Source organism: Bdellovibrionales bacterium (genome assembly GCA_019750295.1).
In the GTDB taxonomy this organism is placed as follows: domain Bacteria; phylum Bdellovibrionota; class Bdellovibrionia; order Bdellovibrionales; family JAGQZY01; genus JAIEOS01.
Genome location: JAIEOS010000037.1, coordinates 1 through 19,138, shown reverse-complemented (window position 1 = coordinate 19,138; position 19,138 = coordinate 1). Strand labels below are relative to the sequence as shown.

At 46.8% G+C, this 19,138-nt stretch carries 20 protein-coding genes and 1 tRNA gene; 7 read left to right on the top strand and 14 right to left on the bottom strand.

The features are described 5' to 3' along the window. Positions 1 to 59: 59 nt before the first annotated feature. Together K2Q26_08155 and K2Q26_08150 are read right to left on the bottom strand one after the other, a co-directional pair. Positions 60 to 2,180 carry a hypothetical protein gene (locus tag K2Q26_08155; protein MBY0315477.1) on the bottom strand — a complete coding sequence of 707 codons (2,121 nt, stop codon included), beginning with the start codon at positions 2,178 to 2,180 and terminating at the stop codon, positions 60 to 62. A 39-nt stretch (positions 2,181 to 2,219) separates the two neighbouring features. Continuing rightward, the gene (locus K2Q26_08150; GenBank protein MBY0315476.1) at positions 2,220 to 2,879 is read right to left on the bottom strand and encodes a DUF4214 domain-containing protein; all 660 of its coding nucleotides are present in this window, start codon (positions 2,877 to 2,879) and stop codon (positions 2,220 to 2,222) included. 244 nt (positions 2,880 to 3,123) lie between these two features. Between K2Q26_08150 and K2Q26_08145 the strand changes: the two genes are divergently transcribed. Further along, complete coding sequence (locus tag K2Q26_08145) at positions 3,124 to 3,810, top strand: VIT family protein (GenBank protein MBY0315475.1); 687 nt, start codon at positions 3,124 to 3,126, stop codon at positions 3,808 to 3,810. Here K2Q26_08145 and K2Q26_08140 read toward each other — a convergent pair. Genes K2Q26_08140 through K2Q26_08130 form a run of 3 tightly spaced genes read right to left on the bottom strand, consistent with a single transcriptional unit; the run spans position 3,807 to position 7,035 of the window. Beyond that, on the bottom strand, positions 3,807 to 4,550 hold the full coding sequence (locus K2Q26_08140; protein ID MBY0315474.1) for a hypothetical protein: 744 nt from the start codon (positions 4,548 to 4,550) through the stop codon (positions 3,807 to 3,809). The two genes, K2Q26_08145 and K2Q26_08140, sit on opposite strands and share 4 nt — an antisense overlap. 3 nt (positions 4,551 to 4,553) lie before the next feature. Further along, positions 4,554 to 5,795 carry a DASH family cryptochrome gene (locus K2Q26_08135; GenBank protein MBY0315473.1) on the bottom strand — a complete coding sequence of 414 codons (1,242 nt, stop codon included), beginning with the start codon at positions 5,793 to 5,795 and terminating at the stop codon, positions 4,554 to 4,556. Positions 5,796 to 5,817: 22 nt separating this feature from the next. Then, entirely contained in the window at positions 5,818 to 7,035 is a 1,218-nt protein-coding gene (locus K2Q26_08130) for an FAD-dependent oxidoreductase (GenBank protein MBY0315472.1), read from the bottom strand. A 277-nt stretch (positions 7,036 to 7,312) separates the two neighbouring features. Between K2Q26_08130 and K2Q26_08125 the strand changes: the two genes are divergently transcribed. Further along, positions 7,313 to 8,098, top strand: a complete 786-nt coding sequence (locus K2Q26_08125; GenBank protein MBY0315471.1) for a hypothetical protein — start codon at positions 7,313 to 7,315, stop codon at positions 8,096 to 8,098. Between the two features lie 100 nt (positions 8,099 to 8,198). On the opposite strand, the gene K2Q26_08120 is transcribed toward K2Q26_08125, so the two are convergent. From K2Q26_08120 to K2Q26_08105, 4 genes are all read right to left on the bottom strand, one after another. Then, positions 8,199 to 8,274, bottom strand: a tRNA-Ala gene (locus tag K2Q26_08120). A 212-nt stretch (positions 8,275 to 8,486) separates the two neighbouring features. Continuing rightward, positions 8,487 to 8,885 carry a GHKL domain-containing protein gene (locus K2Q26_08115; GenBank protein MBY0315470.1) on the bottom strand — a complete coding sequence of 133 codons (399 nt, stop codon included), beginning with the start codon at positions 8,883 to 8,885 and terminating at the stop codon, positions 8,487 to 8,489. A 75-nt stretch (positions 8,886 to 8,960) separates the two neighbouring features. Continuing rightward, a complete protein-coding gene (locus K2Q26_08110; protein ID MBY0315469.1) occupies positions 8,961 to 10,136 on the bottom strand; it encodes a hypothetical protein in 1,176 nt (391 codons plus the stop codon). Then, positions 10,133 to 11,128, bottom strand: a complete 996-nt coding sequence (locus K2Q26_08105; GenBank protein ID MBY0315468.1) for a cytochrome-c peroxidase — start codon at positions 11,126 to 11,128, stop codon at positions 10,133 to 10,135. Before K2Q26_08105 ends, K2Q26_08110 begins: the two co-directional genes overlap by 4 nt. A gap of 196 nt (positions 11,129 to 11,324) precedes the next feature. On the opposite strand from K2Q26_08105, the gene K2Q26_08100 reads away from it, so the two are divergent. The 5 genes from K2Q26_08100 (at position 11,325) to K2Q26_08080 (ending at position 15,879) form a co-directional block, all read left to right on the top strand. After that, a complete protein-coding gene (locus K2Q26_08100; protein ID MBY0315467.1) occupies positions 11,325 to 12,674 on the top strand; it encodes a response regulator in 1,350 nt (449 codons plus the stop codon). A 94-nt stretch (positions 12,675 to 12,768) separates the two neighbouring features. Continuing rightward, positions 12,769 to 14,337: a hypothetical protein gene (locus K2Q26_08095; protein MBY0315466.1), complete on the top strand. Its 1,569-nt coding sequence runs from the start codon at positions 12,769 to 12,771 to the stop codon at positions 14,335 to 14,337. 77 nt (positions 14,338 to 14,414) lie between these two features. Beyond that, complete coding sequence (locus tag K2Q26_08090; GenBank protein MBY0315465.1) at positions 14,415 to 14,915, top strand: organic solvent tolerance protein; 501 nt, start codon at positions 14,415 to 14,417, stop codon at positions 14,913 to 14,915. Between the two features lie 17 nt (positions 14,916 to 14,932). After that, positions 14,933 to 15,313, top strand: a complete 381-nt coding sequence (locus tag K2Q26_08085; protein MBY0315464.1) for a RidA family protein — start codon at positions 14,933 to 14,935, stop codon at positions 15,311 to 15,313. Between the two features lie 80 nt (positions 15,314 to 15,393). Beyond that, positions 15,394 to 15,879 (top strand): YdcF family protein, encoded by a 486-nt coding sequence (locus K2Q26_08080; GenBank protein MBY0315463.1) that lies wholly within the window; start codon positions 15,394 to 15,396, stop codon positions 15,877 to 15,879. On the opposite strand, the gene K2Q26_08075 is transcribed toward K2Q26_08080, so the two are convergent. The 5 genes from K2Q26_08075 to K2Q26_08055 form a co-directional block, all read right to left on the bottom strand. Beyond that, on the bottom strand, positions 15,876 to 16,679 hold the full coding sequence (locus K2Q26_08075) for a murein L,D-transpeptidase catalytic domain family protein (GenBank protein MBY0315462.1): 804 nt from the start codon (positions 16,677 to 16,679) through the stop codon (positions 15,876 to 15,878). The two genes, K2Q26_08080 and K2Q26_08075, sit on opposite strands and share 4 nt — an antisense overlap. Next, on the bottom strand, positions 16,676 to 17,518 hold the full coding sequence (gene pyrF, locus K2Q26_08070) for an orotidine-5'-phosphate decarboxylase (GenBank protein MBY0315461.1): 843 nt from the start codon (positions 17,516 to 17,518) through the stop codon (positions 16,676 to 16,678). Before pyrF ends, K2Q26_08075 begins: the two co-directional genes overlap by 4 nt. Positions 17,519 to 17,653: 135 nt before the next feature. After that, a complete protein-coding gene (locus K2Q26_08065) occupies positions 17,654 to 17,989 on the bottom strand; it encodes a hypothetical protein (GenBank protein MBY0315460.1) in 336 nt (111 codons plus the stop codon). A gap of 216 nt (positions 17,990 to 18,205) precedes the next feature. Further along, positions 18,206 to 18,568 (bottom strand): hypothetical protein, encoded by a 363-nt coding sequence (locus K2Q26_08060; protein MBY0315459.1) that lies wholly within the window; start codon positions 18,566 to 18,568, stop codon positions 18,206 to 18,208. Between the two features lie 36 nt (positions 18,569 to 18,604). Continuing rightward, complete coding sequence (locus K2Q26_08055; GenBank protein MBY0315458.1) at positions 18,605 to 18,931, bottom strand: hypothetical protein; 327 nt, start codon at positions 18,929 to 18,931, stop codon at positions 18,605 to 18,607. Positions 18,932 to 19,138 lie beyond the last annotated feature (207 nt).

Below are 19,138 nucleotides of genomic sequence, written 5' to 3'. Positions count from 1 at the left end.
ATTAAAACGAAAAAGGGCCCGAAGGCCCTTCACGTTGGATATGACTCAAAACGAGATTTCTACGGAGTGATTCTCGCCGTTTGAATTTTCATTCCGTATCCGGGAATATCAATCTCCCACTGATATTCGCACGTCGATTGCTCAGGACAAGCGATCGTGCCTCCCCAAACATATTTCCCATCGCCAGCGATGACACCAAGGACGGTTCGCGAATGGGTCACCGGTTGACTGACACCATTCAGTTTGTAAACGATGTGCTTATAATAAGCGGTGGCTCCCGGTTGCGCCCCTGTAATGCTCGAAGTCCATTGACCGCGACCATTGGGCAAATTGTTCACCACAGAGAGAGCCCAATTCTTATACTGATTCGACGTCGGCGTCGATGGAGTGTTGGGTGAAGCCACCGGAGACGCCGTCATCTCTGGATGTACAGTCACCGTCATATCTTTAGAGCCTTGACCTTCCACTTCCACTTTCCAAGTGTACACACAAGTTGAGGACGCTGGGCAACTTTGCATGTAGCCACCCCAATAGTACTCTCCACTGGAGTTGACCGGCGTGGCCTGAAGATAGCGCATGGAATCTAAGGGCTGAGGATTTCCATCAATCAGAAAACGCGTATGAGTGAAATAAACCGATGCGTTGGCTCGCGCATTGTAAATGCGATTGGTCCACTTTCCTCGGTTGTTAGATGCATTATTTGAAGTTGAAATACTCCAAGACGCCGTACCGGTCGTCGCTCCATTCGCTCTCATCCCTTCAAAGGCCAATGGGAACACGCTCACCGTGAGCTGCTTTGGCGCATAGCCTTCGACTTCGATATTCCAAGTGAAGACACACGTCTGTGCCATTCCACAGCCAGGCACCATCTGTCCATTCTGATCAAAGCCACCGGCAGTAAAGCCTCCCCAATAGAGAGAGCCTTGACTATCCGTTTGACCTAAAGCCATTTTCGCTCGGCTAAACCCAGCTTGAGTCATGTTATCTATTTTTAAATCTGCAAGCTGATAGCTCACACGTGTGTTGGGCTTCGCCGCGTTAATGGAGGTCGACCAATTTCCACGATGGTTGGGTAAGTTGTTTGTCGACTGGACATTCCAGTTTCCATAAATATCATCGGGATCCACCGGAGTGTCTTCGCATTCGGTTAAATTCTTTCGGGAAATTTTTCGAGGTAATCCCACCTTCACCAGCTTCTTGTTGTCGCAGCGGTAAGTTTGCTTATAAAGATCAATAAATAGATAGTTACCGCGTCCGTTGAGGCAGGCCTCTTGAGACTGAACTCCATCCGTATCTTTTTCAATCGTATTTCCGTGGAGAATCCCACCTTCGCACATCGTTGGCTTCGGTTGATCGGGCATACATTGCGTGATGGTTTGACGGACAGCCCCTAATTTTTCGCTATTGGTGAGCCTCATGATCGAACCATTGATACATTGGAACTCGGCGGTCTGCGATCTTAAGACCACTTTGTCCGAGCCATTGGCACACTTTTGAGTTTCGCGGAAATCCTCGACCGAAAGCGTGGTGCGAGAGTTGTGCGCTAATCCCTGGCAATCGCGGGGAACTTGCACGCATTGCTTGATCACCTCTTCTTTAACAACAATAATATTTCCGTTGGGGACCAATTCGCCATCCGTACAAACATACTGCTGTTGGCGATGTGCGAGAATTTCTCTCACTCCACCGTCGCCGCAGTTGTCCGAGCGTTTTTGAGGATCGATGTCTTTAAGAATGATCTCTTTATGTTTTGCACCGACACAGTCTTTGGGTGCAGGGTTATTACTGACGGGAACTGAACACACTCCTAAAGTGCGCAGACGCTTTCCGCGGCGAGTTTGACCAGTGGGCTGACCCGAACCCAAAATACATTCGTACTCGGCATCGACAGCATAAACCACTTTAACTTGTTGAGTAGAACAGGTGGGATCGTTTTCGTTGACGGTATATGCATTGGTATCCAACTCAGTAAACCACTTGCTTCCGTTCACACAACTATTGTTGGCCATCGGAACACCCACCGGGATTGACGTGTTTGGTACAATCTCGTTAAGGGAGTAATCCGTGACAAAGCCTTGAGTGCTTGAAAAGCCTTTGTTCGAACTGAACTGACCGCAGTTTTGGAAAATTGAAACACCGACCGGCAACACAACCATTAATAAAATGATTTTTTTAATCAAAACGTCCCCCTTAAAAAAAGCCTCTAATCTCTAAACAAACTAGAACACATCTCCGTACATACTCTGAAATTCCGGAGAATTCGCAAAGTTAAGCCCTAAGTTTCCAGCTCGCTCGCGAAAGTTCGAGCCAATATTGGGCCACTGATTCACCCAATAAGAAATCTCCGAAGAGGCTCCATTGCGCTTAAGAGCCACATTGTACATGTTGGCGACAGCCACCGAAGCACTGTCATTACATGAATTCGGTGATGTGGGATTTGATGAACTTTTACTTTTACACTTTTCCCAACTGATCCCTGCACCTACGAACAGGCCCGCGAACTGATAGGAACGGCCGTACGTCGAAAAAGAGGATAACCAAAAGTCATACCCTTCTTTCTCTGGCATTCGTCCTAAAAAATGGCAGTAAGAAAAAGTCAGCTTAGCATCGTCGCTGGTTTTGGCATCCGCACGATAACGAGCGAGGGCTGTCGCATTGCAATCTTTCGTTGAGTTATAATTGACGCAAATTCCAGAAACGAGCCTTTGATCCTCGCGACAGTAAGGCTGCCCGTTTTCATCCAAAGGCGCGTCTAATGAGGCTTCCGACGAACTCCCATTGAACTTCTTGGACCCACAGTTTTGAAACACAAGGAGAGCCACAAGTGTTGCACACGTCATCGTGATTCCAAATAATAGTTTCTTTTGTGAATTTTGCAAAGCTACCCCCATAAAAACGTTACAGATAAAAGTCTTATCGGTCATCTGCAGCGTTTATTAAAACTATCATACAATTTACGATCCCTAGAGAGGATCAGAAGCCCTTCCCGTTTTGAGACAAATTTGAGACGAGTTTGAGACAGTCTTGAGATTTCGAACACAATTTATTATAAGGATGCGTGTTTAAAAAATTTAAGATAGGCTCGCCAAAATGATCACAAAATCGAAAACCTCTAACTCGCCGATGCTCCCAGAATCTCACCGCTCCGAACATATAGGTTGGCTGCGCGCCGCGGTCCTCGGCGCCAACGACGGAATCGTTTCTACGGCAAGTCTTATTGTCGGAGTCGCCGCCGCAAACTCTTCTCATCAAAGTATTCTACTGACAGGGATTGCCGGTCTTGCCGCCGGTGCGATGTCCATGGCGGCAGGAGAATATGTGTCTGTGAGTTCTCAAGCCGATACAGAAAATGCGGATCTCGCCAAAGAACAGGCTGAGCTGGAGTCGAATGTTGAGTTTGAGCGTGAGGAATTGGCCCAGATTTATATCTCGCGCGGCCTAGACCCCGATCTCGCCGCCCGCGTTTCCGAACAGTTGATGGAGCATGATGCCCTTGGAAGTCATGCTCGCGACGAACTTGGAATTATGGGGCCTCTCCGGGCTCGCCCTCTTCAGGCGGCATTCGCCTCTGCCGGAGCTTTTTCGATCGGTGCCGCGCTCCCCCTACTCCTGGTTCTCGTCTCTCCTCAGAAAAACTTGATCACCTTTGTTTCATTGGCTTCTCTCATTTTTCTCGGCATCCTTGGCGCTGTCGCGGCCCGTGTGGGTGGCGCCAACGTATGGAAAGGGGCCGCAAGGGTCGGTCTCTGGGGAGCTCTGGCCATGGCTCTCACCGCTGGGATCGGCACGATCTTCGGCCTCGCAGTTTAGATTTTAGAATGATAACCTAAAATCCATCCTTCGGTATGCGAAGTCCTATGAGTTTCGTGCCGAAACTCATACGCTGCGAGCGCCAGCAAAATCGCATCGGCTAAATTTACATCCTTCAGAAGAATTTCTTTATCTTTGCGACTGATTCTAAGCTGAGGATAAAACAGACGAAGCCGATCTAGAATTTTCAGTGGATTTCGATTTTTTTCTTTAAATAAAACGTTCCAGTAGTAACTAGGATATCCTTCGACGATAGGAATTCGGCGGCCAGCATACTTTTTCTCTCGAGGCAGAGCGGGAAAATAAAACCAGTGGGGATCGGCGGCCATCTCTTTCCAAAAGCGAAAGGTCCCGGTTTGGATATTTTTCTGAAAAGGATAAACCGTAAAAACCGAATTGGCTCCTAAAGCCACCTCAACTCCACGAGTGTGTTTTCGCCCCTGCGCCAGCTCCGCAAAAAATCTCTGCGCCTCACTGCGGCCGAACTTTTCGACCCGATCGGCTCTTGTAAGGGCCTCTCGAAGGCCTACGGAGGTCGATAGTGGTAACCCCAGGACACAATCTAAACAAATAAGATCGGGCTTATAGCTTTTAATCAATTCTTTGGAAAATGAATTGATGTAAAATACGGAAACAACATCACCAGAAATTAAACAGGCGGGCAAGGGCTTGGGTTTCCCTTTTGAATTCACCGCTCCGGTTTGGTCGATCCCCAGAAAGTTAAAAGAGGGCTCACTCACCGATCATCCCTGAAGCCACTTTCTGCGGTACTCCCCTTGAGGATCATACATCTCGGCTTGTAAATCAGGATTGAAAACCCGATCTCGAGGATCAGTGCCCCGACCCGACTGGTAAAGCCAGTTTCCCCAATTGTTTTCACAATCGTAATCCATCAAGTTTCTTTCAAACCAATCTGCGCCCCAAGTCCAATCGATCTTTAAGGTTTTGACGAGATAGCTCGCCACGTTCTGACGCCCCCGATTCGACATCCAACCGGTTTTTAATAACTCGATCATGTTCGCATTGATAAAGTCATTTTTTGTCTTCCCGGCCTTCCAGAGCTCAAAGACGTTTTCACTGTCCTGCGAATTTTCTGACAAATAAGGCTTCGAAGATATCCCTTGGCGGCGAAAAAATTTATCCTGGTATTTCACCGATAAAAATTTAAAATAGTCTCTCCATAGTAGTTCGAACACCAGCCAATAGGTCGATTCGTTGGCTTGAACTTCGCCCTCGAACTTTTTGATCGCCCAATACACTTCCCGAGGAGAAATACATCCTTGTGCGAGCCACGGCGACAGCTTTGAGGAATCATCAAATGCCAGCATTCCATTTCGCGTTTCTTTATAAGTTTTAATTCTTTGAGACTCGAAAAGGTAATAATGAAGACGGTTCAGTCCGGCACTGCGGCCGCCGGTAAAACTGAGGGATCTTTGTTTGACCTCTCCAGGGAGAACGACATACTTTTTATGATCGTCATCCAAAGGCCAAGGTTGTGGAATCGACTTTGGAGTTTCCGTGCACGCGGGAACAAACCAGCGGGACTCCACTTTTTTTCGAAACGAAGTAAAATGATCGTCGATGCTGTTTTCAGACATTTCTAACGAGGGGAGATCCAGTAAGATTTCGGAGCTAAGCTCTTTAAATTGCACATCGGGAATTGTTTGAACCACCTCCCTCTGCCAAGACTTTTTTCGAGAGTTGAGTGCTTTGGCCGAATAAACACGAGTGATGTTATTTTTCCTTACAAGATCGGCCACGACCGAAACTTCCGCATCGTTAAACAAAAATAACGGTATCTCTTTTGCCTTAAGTTGCAAGGCAAGATCCTCCAAAGACTCCATTAAAAACGTCTTCTGAGGCTGCGATTGCAAGTTTGGGAGAATAAAAAATCCGATCATGCTGGAGCTCTGCTCAATGGCCTTCGCGACCACCTTATTATCATACACCCGAAGATCGTTGGTAAACCAAATGGCACTTTTCATTGATGACTCTTCCACTCTGCCCTCAAACTCGATGGCCCATATTCTCCATAATTTTTTGAGCCGTGAGCCGTCCCGACTGTAAAGCTCCATTAAGTGACGGGCTACTTAAGTGGTCTCCACAAAAATAAACTCCGTCTTTAATCTCGGTGTGAGTGCCGCTATAACTTTTTGGCAGAGCCTTTTTAATATGAAATTTTCGAATAAATTTCAGCGGAACCGGAACACCCGCAATCTTTTGCAACTCGGCCTTCACGACCTCCTGACCGGGATCGGAATGGCCGACCAAACTCACAGAGATCAGTTGCTCACCGGGAGGAGCGTAGTCTGCGGATACATTGCTCATCACACTCACATTATTGATTTGTAATCCAAATTGGGGCGGAACGAGCAGAAGCCAAGCGTCCCAATTCAGATCCGTAGTTGTGCTAAAGTAATAATTTACCACTCCTCTAAAAGCTGGATTGGTCATCGAATCTGTAGAATCTTTCTCCTCGGAATGAGCGACCACAACCGCTTTTGCGGGAAGCACTCGCCCATCTCTCATGCGAACCTCGTTTGCTGAAAAGAACTCGATTTGAGCATTCACCTCCACCTGAGATTTCGGAAGCTGACCAAGCATTTGCAGCGGAATCTCCTGCATTCCCTGGGCGGGCACACCGACACGCCCTTTACTAAAATTGCGCATCAGAAACATAAAATATCCCGCATCAACTTCCAGATCCAAATCAAGATAAACACCGGCCAGGAAAGGGCGCCAAAAAATTTCGATAAAGTGGTCGGAAAATCCAAAGTTTCGCAAAAAATCGATGGTCCTCATTTCCCTTGAGTTATCGTCTGAGAACATCAGTAGTTTTGTGATCAGCTTGAGAACCAAAGCCTTGTCTTTAAAGCTGACGATATCGGAAAAACTTTCGTTGATCAGATGACTCGGATGTATCAGCGGATTTGCCAGTAACCGCAATTTGTCGGGAGTGTAGATCAGCGCGCCAGAGTTAAAATACTTCATGTCCAGCTGATCGAGATCTAAAAAATTTTTAAGTTCAGGATAGGTCGTTAACAGAACCTGAAAACCATGATCCAGCAAATAACCTTGATCGCGGAAGGTTCGCACTCGCCCCCCAACTTGATCTGATTTTTCTAAAAGAACTACAGGCACACTGCTTTTATGCAGTGTTATTGCACAGGCTAAGCCCGCAAGGCCCGCCCCTATAATCACCACTGGTGGATGAGACGTGTTCATTCCTGCTCCTTCATCATAGGCCTCGCAGTTTAATACATATTAAACTTTTTCTCAAAGCCAATTTGGCACATATCTCCCGAGGCTTTTAGCCTACGAAAGATCGCGGTCGAATTAAAAATGTATCAAAAGCAAACAACAATTTGAGAACTCTGATGCTTTCGGCGGGATTGGACTCAACAAGACTCGATTATTCCCAACAAACTCCGATGAACCAACCGATACCCCGACCGTCCCTCCCGCCTGGTATCACCCCAAAGCCCTGTCAGATAATATTTCGGTGGACGGAACCCCTTCTTATTACGCTTCGAGCGCTATCGACGCAGCGGGGAATATCATCGTCGCATGGATGCAAGAGGATTCTGTGGGAGATTACCAAATATTTAAAAGCGAATACCGCAATGGAACTTGGATTCACCCGACGAGCTTGAGTGACAATATTAGCCCCGATGGACGAGCCGCATGGTATCCAAAAGTCACCATGAACAACAATGGTGTCGCGATCATCGTTTGGTACCAGTCTGACGGAACTCGCTCGCAGATTTTTAAGAGTGAGTATAGAAACGGAGCATGGACACATCCCGCAAACTTAAACGACAACATTAGCCCCGACGGCCAAAGTGGGTACAGCTGCGACGTTGCTATGGACGACGCTGGTAACTCCCTCATCGCGTGGGTTCAGTATGTTGGCTCCGATTCGCAGATATTTAAGAGCGAATACCGAAATAACACTTGGACCCACCCCACTAGCTTAACCGACAACATCAGCCCAGATGGTTCATCCGTTGTTTACCAGCCCTATGTTTCTCTAAACAAAAACGGAACCAAGGCCCTCATCTATTGGGATCAGATTGGCGCCACCTATACTCGCATCTTAAAAAGCGAATATTCGAACAACTCGTGGGCGCATCCATCTTCTGTCGATGGGGATGCCATTTCTCCCGACGGCGGCGATGCCTATATCGATTTTTCTCGCGGCACCGTGAACAATGCCGGAGACGCCGTTCTTCTCTGGTGGCAATACGATGGCTCCTTTGATCAGATTTTTCTGAGTCATTATAAATAATCTGTATTTACAATTTACAACTTCTGGAGACCATTTCGTACTTATGAGTCTTGAATCGGCATTCCGGAGAAAGGCTTCTGTTTTGAGGAAAGGAAGGGATTGGTGGACGTGACAGGAGTTGAACCTGCGACCCTCAACATGCCATGCTGATGCTCTCCCAACTGAGCTACACGCCCTTACTGACGAATTTCTCCAATGGCTTAACGAGTTTAGTCATTAAATGCAACGGATTTGATACTCTTCGACCGTCGAATTGAACGAATGTGCCAAAATCGAGTGTCGTGATCAACTTTTAGCCGAGCTCACGGAGCTCCGCAACGACACTCGCTCCCCAACGCATTGCCGGTGAATGCCTATCCATACTTTCAGCGCCCGAGACCAGGGGACTTCAGGATGCTGCGGCGGACGGGGCCGACAGGGACCCTTGTTGTTTAGGGAGGCGGACAGCAAACCGAGTGTGAGTCGAAGTGGAATCTAAAAACAGCTGACCCTGATGGGCTTCGATGATTCCATGAGCAATGCTTAAACCTAACCCCGTCCCCTTCCCCACCTCTTTCGTGGTAAAAAAGGGTTGCATGATTTTATCTTTGAGACACTCTGGTATTCCCCAACCGCTATCAGTAAAACTCATTTCAATAGACTCATCGAGATCTCGAAGTTCCACACGGACCCACTTTTCTTCTAACTGATGAATGGCATCAAAGGCATTGTCGAGCAGATTGAGAAAAACCTGAGAGATTTCCACCGACCGGCATTGAATTTTAATGTCACCGCTCGTTTCATCCACGAACTCGAGTTGAACCCCATGTACCGCGAATCTCTCATGACAAAAACTTAAAGTGTCAGCGATGATTGAATTGATCTAGGACTCCTGCACCACACATTTACTTCCGTCTCGGGCAAAAAATCTTAACCCATTAATAATCTTTGCGATGCGATCAGTAGTTCGTCGGATAATTTCTAAAGAACGAACCACCTCTTCCGGGTGAAGTTCACTCTCTTGGGCACAATCCATAAGCTGATCGGCGCGCATTACGATCACAGCTAAGGGAGTATTGATTTCATGAGCTATCCCTCCCGCCATTTCGCCTAGGGACGATATTTTTGCGGAGAAGATCATTTTTTGTTGCTGCTGAATGATGGTCTCATTGGATTTTTCAAGCTCTCGCGTCCTGAGATGTACTTTGTGTTCGAGATCCGAATTCGCTTCGGCGAGCTTTTGGGCGGCTCGCCACAATAACACGATATTTCTTAAAATGAACAACAGGAAGAGAATGCACATGCCCAAAAGCATCCTGCGATTAAAATGAGCAAAGGCTTCGGCAGATTTATAATTTTTAAAATATTTAACTCGAATCTCTTCAAGAATCTGCGGGGAGGGCGAGTGGAGCACACTGGAAGTAATTTCATCAAGCTTGGCTTTCGCCGTTAGGAGTCGCCGTGCGTGAGTGTGGATGATATCAAGGTCCTCATTAGAAGAATACTCCTTAGTCCTGACTAATAGGGTCTCAAGTTCTTTTTTTGCATCATCGGTGGACACCACAGAATAGGCCAGGCTCACTCTGACCAAGACCTTCTTTAAACGATCCGTCGGAGTCCGTCTCGAAAGCTGAAATCGACCGGCGTCCTCTGTCGCTAGCTTTTGAATAAAATAGATGGAGTTCCTATAGACGGCATTATGTGATTTAAATCGCTCGATTTGAGCAAGTTTGGCCTCCGCAGCCAGGCAATACTTTGTGATCGGGTCTTGCAATGCATGAGCGAGTTCAGGAGAGATGTTTTCTAAAGATTTTAATTTTGAGCATACGTCTTCAAAACTTTTTTCACTAGCCACTAAAGGATCATAATTAAGATGAAAAAAACCACGAGACTTTAAAACATCTTTATCCAAAGTCGCCTCAGCTTGGCGGGCTGACGCGAGAAGATTTAGAACTTGCTCATGCTTTACCGTAAGCCGGCTCTGAGTGCGTTGAAAGAAATAAAATAAAGCCCCCAGTGATACCGTCACAAAAATCGATAAGTAGATATAATTCCTCAAGGGCGCTCCACCCTCTTTAGGAGCTTAAGGCTCTTCGGCGGTTGCCCCGTCAATGTTTTTAAAAAGGCGACGATGGAGTCTCGCTCCTCTTTGGATATTTTCCGCCCCAGTTGATATTTGGTCATCACTGTGACTGCGTCTTCTAAAGTCTTCGCAGATCCGTCGTGGAAATAGGGAGGCGTCAGCTCGATGTTTCTCAGTGTAGGAACGCGAAAAACAAAACGATCCTGTTCCTCGCGGGTGACACGAAAGCGACCAAAATCGGAATTTGTTAAAGGAGTGCCCCTATCTTTAAAATAGTTTCCCATGACACCCATATTTTGAAACATGTTACCACCAACATTCACTCCCTGATGGCAGGCGACGCAACCATAAATTTTAAACCGTTGATAGCCTAACTTTTCGAAGTCACTCAGGGCCTTGGTATCTCCCTTTAGGAATTTATCAAATCGGGCGTGCGGTGTGATCAAAGTGCGCTCGAAGGTCGCAATTGCATTTTTAATATTGGCTGCGGTAACGCCTTCTTTATACAGTTGCTTAAAAAGCTGTTGGATTTTGGGGTCCGCTTTGAGTTTTAAAACCACATCTGACCAAATCGAGCCCATTTCCTTGGGATTTTGCAACGGACCATCGATCTGCTCTTCTAAGGTTTTTGCTCGACCATCCCAAAACTGGCGAAAATTAAAAGTGCTGTTAAACACTGTAGGAGCGTTGATCTCACCCTCACTTCCGCTCACACCGTGAGAGTGAATTTTTCCGTCGGCGCCGCCCTTGTTGAGATCGTGACAAGTGGTACAGGAGACCGTGTTATCTTTTGAAAGACGTTTGTCATAAAATAAGAGTGCCCCCAATAGGACTTTATCTTGATCTCCCTCCAGAGTTATTTCAGGAATAGGCATTAATGGTTCCGAGTCATAGAGTTCGGCACCGCGAGCTTTCATTCCCACCGCCACAACGGCGATCCATCCACAAAATAAAAAGGCGAACTTCATACCTACAACCTCATTTTGTCCTCCATCCATCGGAAGAAAATTTTCTAAACATAATGAATCGACTAAAAAAAATAGTTAGTCCTTATATGTTTAGAAAACTTAAGACTGCAGCGTGAATGGCTAAGAAAAATTAATTCTTTAGGAGTCTATTAACTTTTCCGAGAATAAGCCGATCCATCACATCAGGAGGTGCGAATTGAAACCCAGAGTGCTTATTGTTGAAGATAACAAATTTTTTCGAGATACTCTCCGCGATATACTCAAGAATAAATACTCTACTGTCGAGGTGGATGGAGTTCCTGCCGCAAAGGAAGTGTTGTCGCATCAAAAAATCGATGTCGTTCTCTCGGACATTCAAATGCCACAGTATTCTGGGATTGACCTCCTCGAATGGACAAAATCGAGACACAAGGTGCCGGTCATTATAATGACCGGATTCAGTATGCTCCTTGAAACCCAGAGCGCTTTTGAGCTGGGAGCAAAAGCATTTCTGACAAAACCTTTTAAAACCAGCGAACTCGTCTCCGCCATCACGTCGATTCTCCAAGAGTCTCAGGACACCAAACATCTCATCGGAGAGTGCGAACAAACTTACTGCAAAGTTTCTATTGATGAGTTTGTCGCAAAACCGCAAATTGATTTTGATGTTTACATTAAGCTGTCAGACACCAAGGTCATTAAAATCGCCAACAAAGGACAGGAGATCCCTCGAGATAAAGTCGAACAGTATAAGTCTAAGGGCGTGAGATATTTGTACATTCTTAAAGAAGATTTTGGAAAGCTCATTGAATTTAATATGGGAGTGGCTCGCCTTATTAAGGACCGAGACGATATTTCTATTGAGAAAAAGATGAATTTTCTAAAATACACCGGCGAAACAATTCTCGAAAAGACGTTTGTCGAAGGCGTCGACAAAACCACGCTTTACGAAACTCGGGCCTTCCTCGACATGACGATGAGCACGCTGACGCAAAATAAAGAGAGCCTCGACCTTCTCAACGTGCTGAATACACATTCCGATCATCTCTATGCGCACGCCCTCGGAGTTACAATTTATGCAATCATGATCGCTCGAGAGATCGGCTTTACGTCCAATTCGGTGCTTTTTAAACTTAGCATCGCGGGCCTCTTTCACGATATCGGGAAAAAGGAAATCGACAAAACCCTGACCGATAAACCCCGATACCTATTAAGTAGTGACGAACGGAAAATCATCGAAAGCCATGTGGTTCGCAGCCAGGAGATTCTCGAGGCCATGGGCAATATTCCCACGGACGCCATCCAGGTGGTGCTGGAACATCACGAGGAGCAAGAGGGCCTCGGTTTCCCCTACGGAAAAAAGGGCTCGGAACAACATCCATTGTCGAAAATTCTTCAATGCGCGAATATCTTTGTCGAGCACACCTTGCCGGGACACGGAGCCACTGGCAAACCAGCACTAGGTGCGATCGAACACATCGAACGCGTTTATGGTAGCCGCGTGGATCGAGACTGCCTCGCCGCGCTCCGAAAAATATTCAAAGGGAGCTCTGCAAAGGCTTCGTAAATGAGAGATGCGCCATGCCGATTTCCGCCAGCATGGCCTGCGTCGAAGCGTATAAAAAATTGCATAAATCTCGAGCCTGCTAGAGACTCACCCTGTGGATATGATATTTCTCACAGGGTGTTTTACGCCGAAGATGTCGGTGCAGCGAACCTACGGGTCGCATCTCTTAGCATGGCATCTTCGCCAGCATGGTTATCAGGCCAAAGTCTTTAATTTTCTCAACACGGCACCCATCGGCATCCTCCAAGAGGCCTTACAAAAGCACCTCACTCCTCAGACGCGCCTCTTGGGCCTCAGCATGATTGCCAATATCAAAGACTTTCGGCGGATTCGACCTAAAATCGAAGCTCTTTTTGCTTGGGTCAGAGAGACTTATCCTCAGGTGAAGTTTGTCGCCGGGGGACCCGCAGCCACCATCAATTCGGCGGCCTATCCCAACGGCACTCTCTTTGATTACGTCTTCACCGGTTTTTCGGAAAACATATTGCTCGAGCTGTGCGACCATCTCTACCGTGGGGGACCTGCGCCGAAATCGGAACTCAACGCCGGGAATGTGGCGCTCACCGAGAAAAACGCGGATCCTCAACGCATTCGCTTCTCCCCGACCAACTATAATTTTCTGTGGAGCGACGAAGATCACATTCAACCGGGCGAGACGCTGCCGTTGGAGCTCTCTCGCGGCTGCATTTTCTCCTGTCGCTTTTGCGCGTACCCTTATACCGGTAAACAAATGTACGTGAATGATCGCCACTGCGACTGCATCGAAAGAGAGTTGCGTCACAACTACGAAAAATGGGGTGTCACAAATTACATCATGCTCGACGAGACTTTTAACGCCTCCTTGGAGCGCAATAAAAGTTTTCTGGAAGTGACCCGACGACTCCCCTTTAAAATTAATTACTCGAGCTATTGCCGCCTGGATCTGATTGCCAGCCGCCCGGGGAGCGAAGAGGTTCTCTACGAGTCAGGGCTTCGGGGCATCTTCTGCGGTGTCGAAACGTTTAATCTCAAAGCCTCAGTGCTGATCAAAAAAGCTTGGCACGCGCAAAAAGGAAAAGAGTTTTTACCCAAACTCATGAACCAGTTGTGGGAGCGAAAAGTCGCCTTCAATGTGGGGATGATTGCCGGTCTCCCTCCAGAAACTTTTGAAGAGCTTAAAGATTCCAATCAATGGCTGATCGATCAAGGAGCCCATCAAATCAATTGGACCGGGCTCAATATTTCCAAAAATAAAACCGGACTTTTTCTGAGCGAATTTGATCGCAATGCCGAAAAATACGGCTTCACTTGGATTAAGAAAAACGGGATGAATTTTTGGAAGCATGAGCACACCGATCAACTGACGGCCCACGAATGGGCGAGAGCTCTTAAGGAGCAAGCCAAACCGTCCTCAAAATACGCCTGTTGGAGACTGATGGAGGTCGCGCAATTCGGTTACGACATTGATGTAATGAGAACCCAATCCTACCAAGACCTAACTCTACGCGCAGAGATTGATCAAAAACGCCAACAATTTCTGGCCAATTACTGGGGATCGATCCTCCAAAGAAGCGTGGATCCCGCAGAGTTTTCAAACTGGAAGACGGACTCGATCCCCTCCTCGTTTAGCCCTTGGTGGCCTACTGACCCGAATAAAGATCAAACGCACCCACAATTTGATTGAATCTCGGCGAAAGATTGTTTTATCTATGGGTGTACAAGTTTTTCATCAAATGCATTGCGACGCAAAAAGGATTTTTCATGCTTAAACACCTCTTTACTTTTGCCTTTGTCACATTGATGGCGAGTTCTGTTTTCGCTGTCGACTTAGCGAATCGACTCGGTCTCGGCTACTCTCAACAGATCGGCGCCACCGAAGTCCCACTGATCACGGCGCACTACTATCCCAATAGCCGTTTTGGTCTCTCCGGTGGAGTGGGCATAGATACCAAAAAAGACGAATCCAAATTTGGCGCATTACTCAAAGCCCACCGAATTATTTTTGCCGAAAATCAAATGAACTTTTACATGGGCGGGGCGGTAGGGTATTCCAATCACGAGCTCATGACAGGAACTACTGTCGAAGATCGCTCCAATTTCGAGATGATGGCCCTCATTGGTGGAGAATTTTTCTTTACCGGCTTAGATAGTCTTGGTTTTTCTTTCGAGACTGGAATCAGTGTTCAGACTGGCGATGGCGGAAGTCGATTCCGCACCATCGGTGATCACCCGTTTCGCGCAGGTATCGTTTTCTATTTTTAATTCTTAAGGAGTTTATTATGAAAAAAGTGATTCACACCGCAAAAGCCCCCGCTCCCGTCGGTCCTTACTCTCAAGCGATCGAAGTGAACAACACACTCTATTGCTCAGGTCAGATCGCTATCGTTCCCGAAACCAACGAAGTGAACACTGGAAGCGTCGAGAGTCAAACCCAGCAGGTCATGAAGAACATCCAAGCGGTGCTCGAAGGTGGCGGTTACACTTGGGATCATGTGATCAAAACAACAATTTTTTTGACCAACATGCAGGACTTCGCCACGGTGAATGCGATTTACGGAACTTATTTTAAAGAACTTCCTCCCGCGCGCTCGACCGTCCAGGTTTCAGCTTTACCGAAGGGTGTAAACGTTGAAATCGAGGTTATTGCAAGTCGCCTATAATGAGACGTTTTGCTGCGTTCGCCTTTGGCGTTTTGTGCATTTTAATGGTGAGTGTTTTCCTCAAACTTTGGTTTGAGGAAATGAAACGAGTCATAAGCCATCCCATTAACGCTTGGACAGACCTTCAGCAAAGTGATTGCGCGATCGTATTGACAGGAGGACCTAATCGCATCAACGAAGGCTTCGATCTCCTTTACCAAAAACAAATTCGTAAACTGATCATCGCGGGCGTTAATCCCGACTCTCATCTCGAAGAGATTTTCCCAAATATTGTTTTTTATGGTGATCTCAACCTCGAAGATGTGATCCTCGAAAAAACGTCTAAGACCACCTATGGAAATGCTCAACAAACATTACCTTTGATTGAAGCGATGAACTGTAAGGACGTGATCCTCATTACGTCACGGTTACATATGTACCGTTCTTTAAAAACGTTTCGAGCGCATTTTCCTCGTAATATTCAAATTTACCCTCGCGGAACCATCGGACGTCAGTTGGCCATCGAATGGAATCAGGTTGCTATAGAGTCGCTGAAATCGGTCTTTTACAGAGCTTGGGCTTACTAATTACAGTATTGAGCCGACTTTGTTTGAACTTGCGCCGCCGAGGCCCGAGTATAATTCAGCCAAGCTGCACCGCCCACACACCGTGGTAGAATACTTTTCGCTTGCTCCATGGTCATGGCGGGACAACCATGAGATCGCCCAATAAAGAATTTTTTGGGATCATCGCTGACATAAGGGGCCCCGTGCGTCACCTTGCCCACCGCGGCTGCCGTCCAATTCACACTTTCCACTCCGTAGAGACCTAACCCCGGAGATGTGTAATGTCCATAAGCCTTGGCTTTGCCTTGAAACTGATAAATTTTCTCCGCCGTGAGATGAAGCCCACTGAGCGTTGTGCCGGTCGATGAAAGTTTATTCGTAAAAAGTGTCGGTACGCCTTTGGACTCTTGAGAACCTGCTCCGTGGGCCACGAAAAAACTCTCGATCGTGGGATCCTTTGATTTCTCGAGGAAGATGCAGTGACCGCGCTTTTGATCTTTGGATTGAGTGTAATCCATAACGCAAAGACATTTTTCGTTACGTATCCCTTTTTTGAGATCCGCGATCTTGAGTCCGCGATCTTGGTGACGAATGCGGTAGTCTCGTTTTTCAACACAAGAGGGATTCCGAAGTCGATCCCCCGTGCTTTCTCGATTGTTCTTATAGAAATCAAAGAGGATATCCACCGCGTGATTGGGAATTCTTTTTTGAGCTTTTATCTTAGAGATGCTCTCTTCAATATCCTGAGAGCTCAACAACGGAGCCGCCAACGACGAGTCCATCATTAAAAAAAGAATTATGTTACAGAGGAGAAATTTCAAAATTTAAAACTCTCAATCGTTTTCAGCGCAGCCTGGCGAGCCGCCTCGGCAAAGTCTTGTCCCGAGGACGCGTAAATGATGGCTCGCGAACTATTGATGATCAAACCTTGGCCTTGAGAATTGGCTCCATTTTGAATCACATCTTTCGCTGATCCCCCTTGAGCTCCCACTCCCGGAACCAAGAAAATCATCTCTTCACCTACAACTTTGCGAATCTCCTTGAGCTCAGAAGCATGGGTTCCACCGACAACCAGAAGCGTGTTTTTATGAGCATTCCATTCTCCGGCCGCTTTCTGCGCAACCACTTGGTAAAGTGGCTGACCTCCCACCTTTAGATTTTGAAGCTCAGCACTCCCGGCATTGGAAGTTTTGCATAAGATGATAATGCCCTTATCTTTATATTTTAGAAATGGCTGAAGAGTGTCTCCCCCCATGTAGGGATTTACGGTGACGGCATCCGCCTTATAAACTTCAAACGCTTCACGCGCGTACATCTCGGCCGTATCCTCAATATCTCCACGTTTGGCATCGAGAATCACGGGAATCTGAGGATACTTTTGATGAATGTAATTAATAGTTTTCTTAAGTTGCTCTTCCGCACCGATCGCGGCGTAATAAGCGATCTGGGGTTTATAAGCACAGACAAGATCATGAGTTGCATCGATGATCGCTGTATTGAACTCGAAAAGTGCCGAGGGTTGCTGGCCTAAATGGGGAGGAAGTTTATTCAGATCGGAATCAAGTCCCACGCAAAGCGCCGATGTTTTCCATCCCACACGTACTTTTTCTATAAAAGAGTTCATACCGAGACGGTACCAAAAGAGGACAGCGCTTGTCACTGATTCCCAAGCGATTCCCTAAAAAAAAGAGCCGTCATCTGACGGCCCCTAAGTGGTTTGGTATTCAATTTTAAAGTGATTGTCACTGCCTCGCTCCATTCAGAGTCGAGGCAGCGACCCCCCATCACTTAAATTCTATTTTCCATTTTTTTGTAGTGCCACTGCGCGAGCCTCTTGAATTTCCGCAGCAATGGTTTCTTGCAATCCGTCTTGAACTTCAACCTCTTCACTGTCAGCAGAGAGTTGGCTCGGAGCCTGTTCAATTTGGGCTGCTGTTTCTGCATCTTTAATGGTAGAAACGCCACCGCGAGAGAATGATGCTTTGACGGATCCATCATCCACTTGTAAGTTTTGTGTTGTCGCTTTTTTGTCCTCGGCCGACTGGTTTAATGCCGCCGCTAATTGAGCTGCTAAATCGGCTTTACAGATATTCGAAGTTAAGATCGTCATTACAAGAATTAAAGTTTTCATTGATACCCCACTTACCAATACCTATGAGCAAGGAAGGGACCAACTTTAAAAACAGTATAGAGGTGTCCTAGTGTCTCAAGATGGATTCTGAGACAATAAAGTTTGGACAACTGAATATATAATCAACAGCCACAAGGACCATCTCTAAGGAATGGGACTTGAGCTAAGGTGCGCTCGAGAGTGAGACGGTTTTACGAGGTAAAATCTGTCAATATTTTAGCGAGCACTCACGGGCTTCGGTTGTACGGCGTCTCTGGCCACTGCCTGTGAGGTTTTCACTTCACGAGCGATGTTTCTCACTTCATCCCCAACGACTTCTTCATCCTCAGATTCCGGAGTAAAGGTATTGGCATCCACTCTCGCCACCTCTTCAGTTACGATCACCGAGGACTCTTTTAAAACGCTGACTTCGGCCGTCTTCCATTTGGCGTCGACCGAACTGTCGTCGATCTGCAAATTTAAGCGAGTGGCGTCTTTATCCGCCGCTGATTGTTTTAAAGCACTGGCTAGCTCGGACGCTAGGTCCGCGTGACTTAGGTTTACCGTCAATACAGTGATTAATGCTAAAACTGATTTCATAGTTCCCACCCTATTTTGGCCGATTTAAAGTTCAATTTACTGAAGATCGTTGAGTTCTCGAGCGAGAGCTCTTTCAGCTTCACCCGAAGAATCAAATTTAGGGGCCTTACGTGTGTGAATGATTGTCACTGGAGCTTCGGCGATGATGTCGGAGTCCACTTTGACTAAGTACGGAGAATTCCCGCGATCCTTCCAAGAGGAGGCACGACTTTTTTTCTCGATATCTAAAGTGATTTTAGTTTGAGTTTTCTCAACTTCGGACTGATTGATGGCTTTTCGAAAGGCGTCGCTAAGACTTTTAGGTTTAGCAAAAGCATTTCCAGCAAATAAAGCACTGATAAAAACGATAGTGAATATTTTCATAACTCCCCCTGAGCTACCTCCCTAATGAGCAAGCCCAGTGCCACGCGCCAGCGGCCTAAAATCCTTCCCGCCTCCCCACAAACTCCAAAAACCTTCCACCCGTCAAAACACTAGACAGAGGGTTCCAGCTCCCTGCGTGCACGAAAAAGGTTCCAGGTTCCTTCAAGGAACCTGGAACCTGTTTCGTGCACGCAGGGTGCTGGAACC

Bases quoted from the DNA above. Each gene is read 5' to 3' on its own strand.
- K2Q26_08085 (MBY0315464.1), top strand. From the start codon at position 14,933: ATGAAAAAAGTGATTCACACCGCAAAAGCCCCCGCTCCCGTCGGTCCT.
- K2Q26_08080 (MBY0315463.1), top strand. From the start codon at position 15,394: ATGAAACGAGTCATAAGCCATCCCATTAACGCTTGGACAGACCTTCAG.
- K2Q26_08135 (MBY0315473.1), bottom strand. From the start codon at position 5,795: ATGAAAAGTGCCATTTGGTTTACCAACGATCTTCGGGTGTATGATAAT.
- K2Q26_08145 (MBY0315475.1), top strand. From the start codon at position 3,124: ATGCTCCCAGAATCTCACCGCTCCGAACATATAGGTTGGCTGCGCGCC.
- K2Q26_08130 (MBY0315472.1), bottom strand. From the start codon at position 7,035: ATGAACACGTCTCATCCACCAGTGGTGATTATAGGGGCGGGCCTTGCG.
- K2Q26_08065 (MBY0315460.1), bottom strand. From the start codon at position 17,989: ATGAAAACTTTAATTCTTGTAATGACGATCTTAACTTCGAATATCTGT.
- K2Q26_08105 (MBY0315468.1), bottom strand. From the start codon at position 11,128: ATGAAGTTCGCCTTTTTATTTTGTGGATGGATCGCCGTTGTGGCGGTG.
- K2Q26_08090 (MBY0315465.1), top strand. From the start codon at position 14,415: ATGCTTAAACACCTCTTTACTTTTGCCTTTGTCACATTGATGGCGAGT.
- K2Q26_08055 (MBY0315458.1), bottom strand. From the start codon at position 18,931: ATGAAAATATTCACTATCGTTTTTATCAGTGCTTTATTTGCTGGAAAT.
- K2Q26_08060 (MBY0315459.1), bottom strand. From the start codon at position 18,568: ATGAAATCAGTTTTAGCATTAATCACTGTATTGACGGTAAACCTAAGT.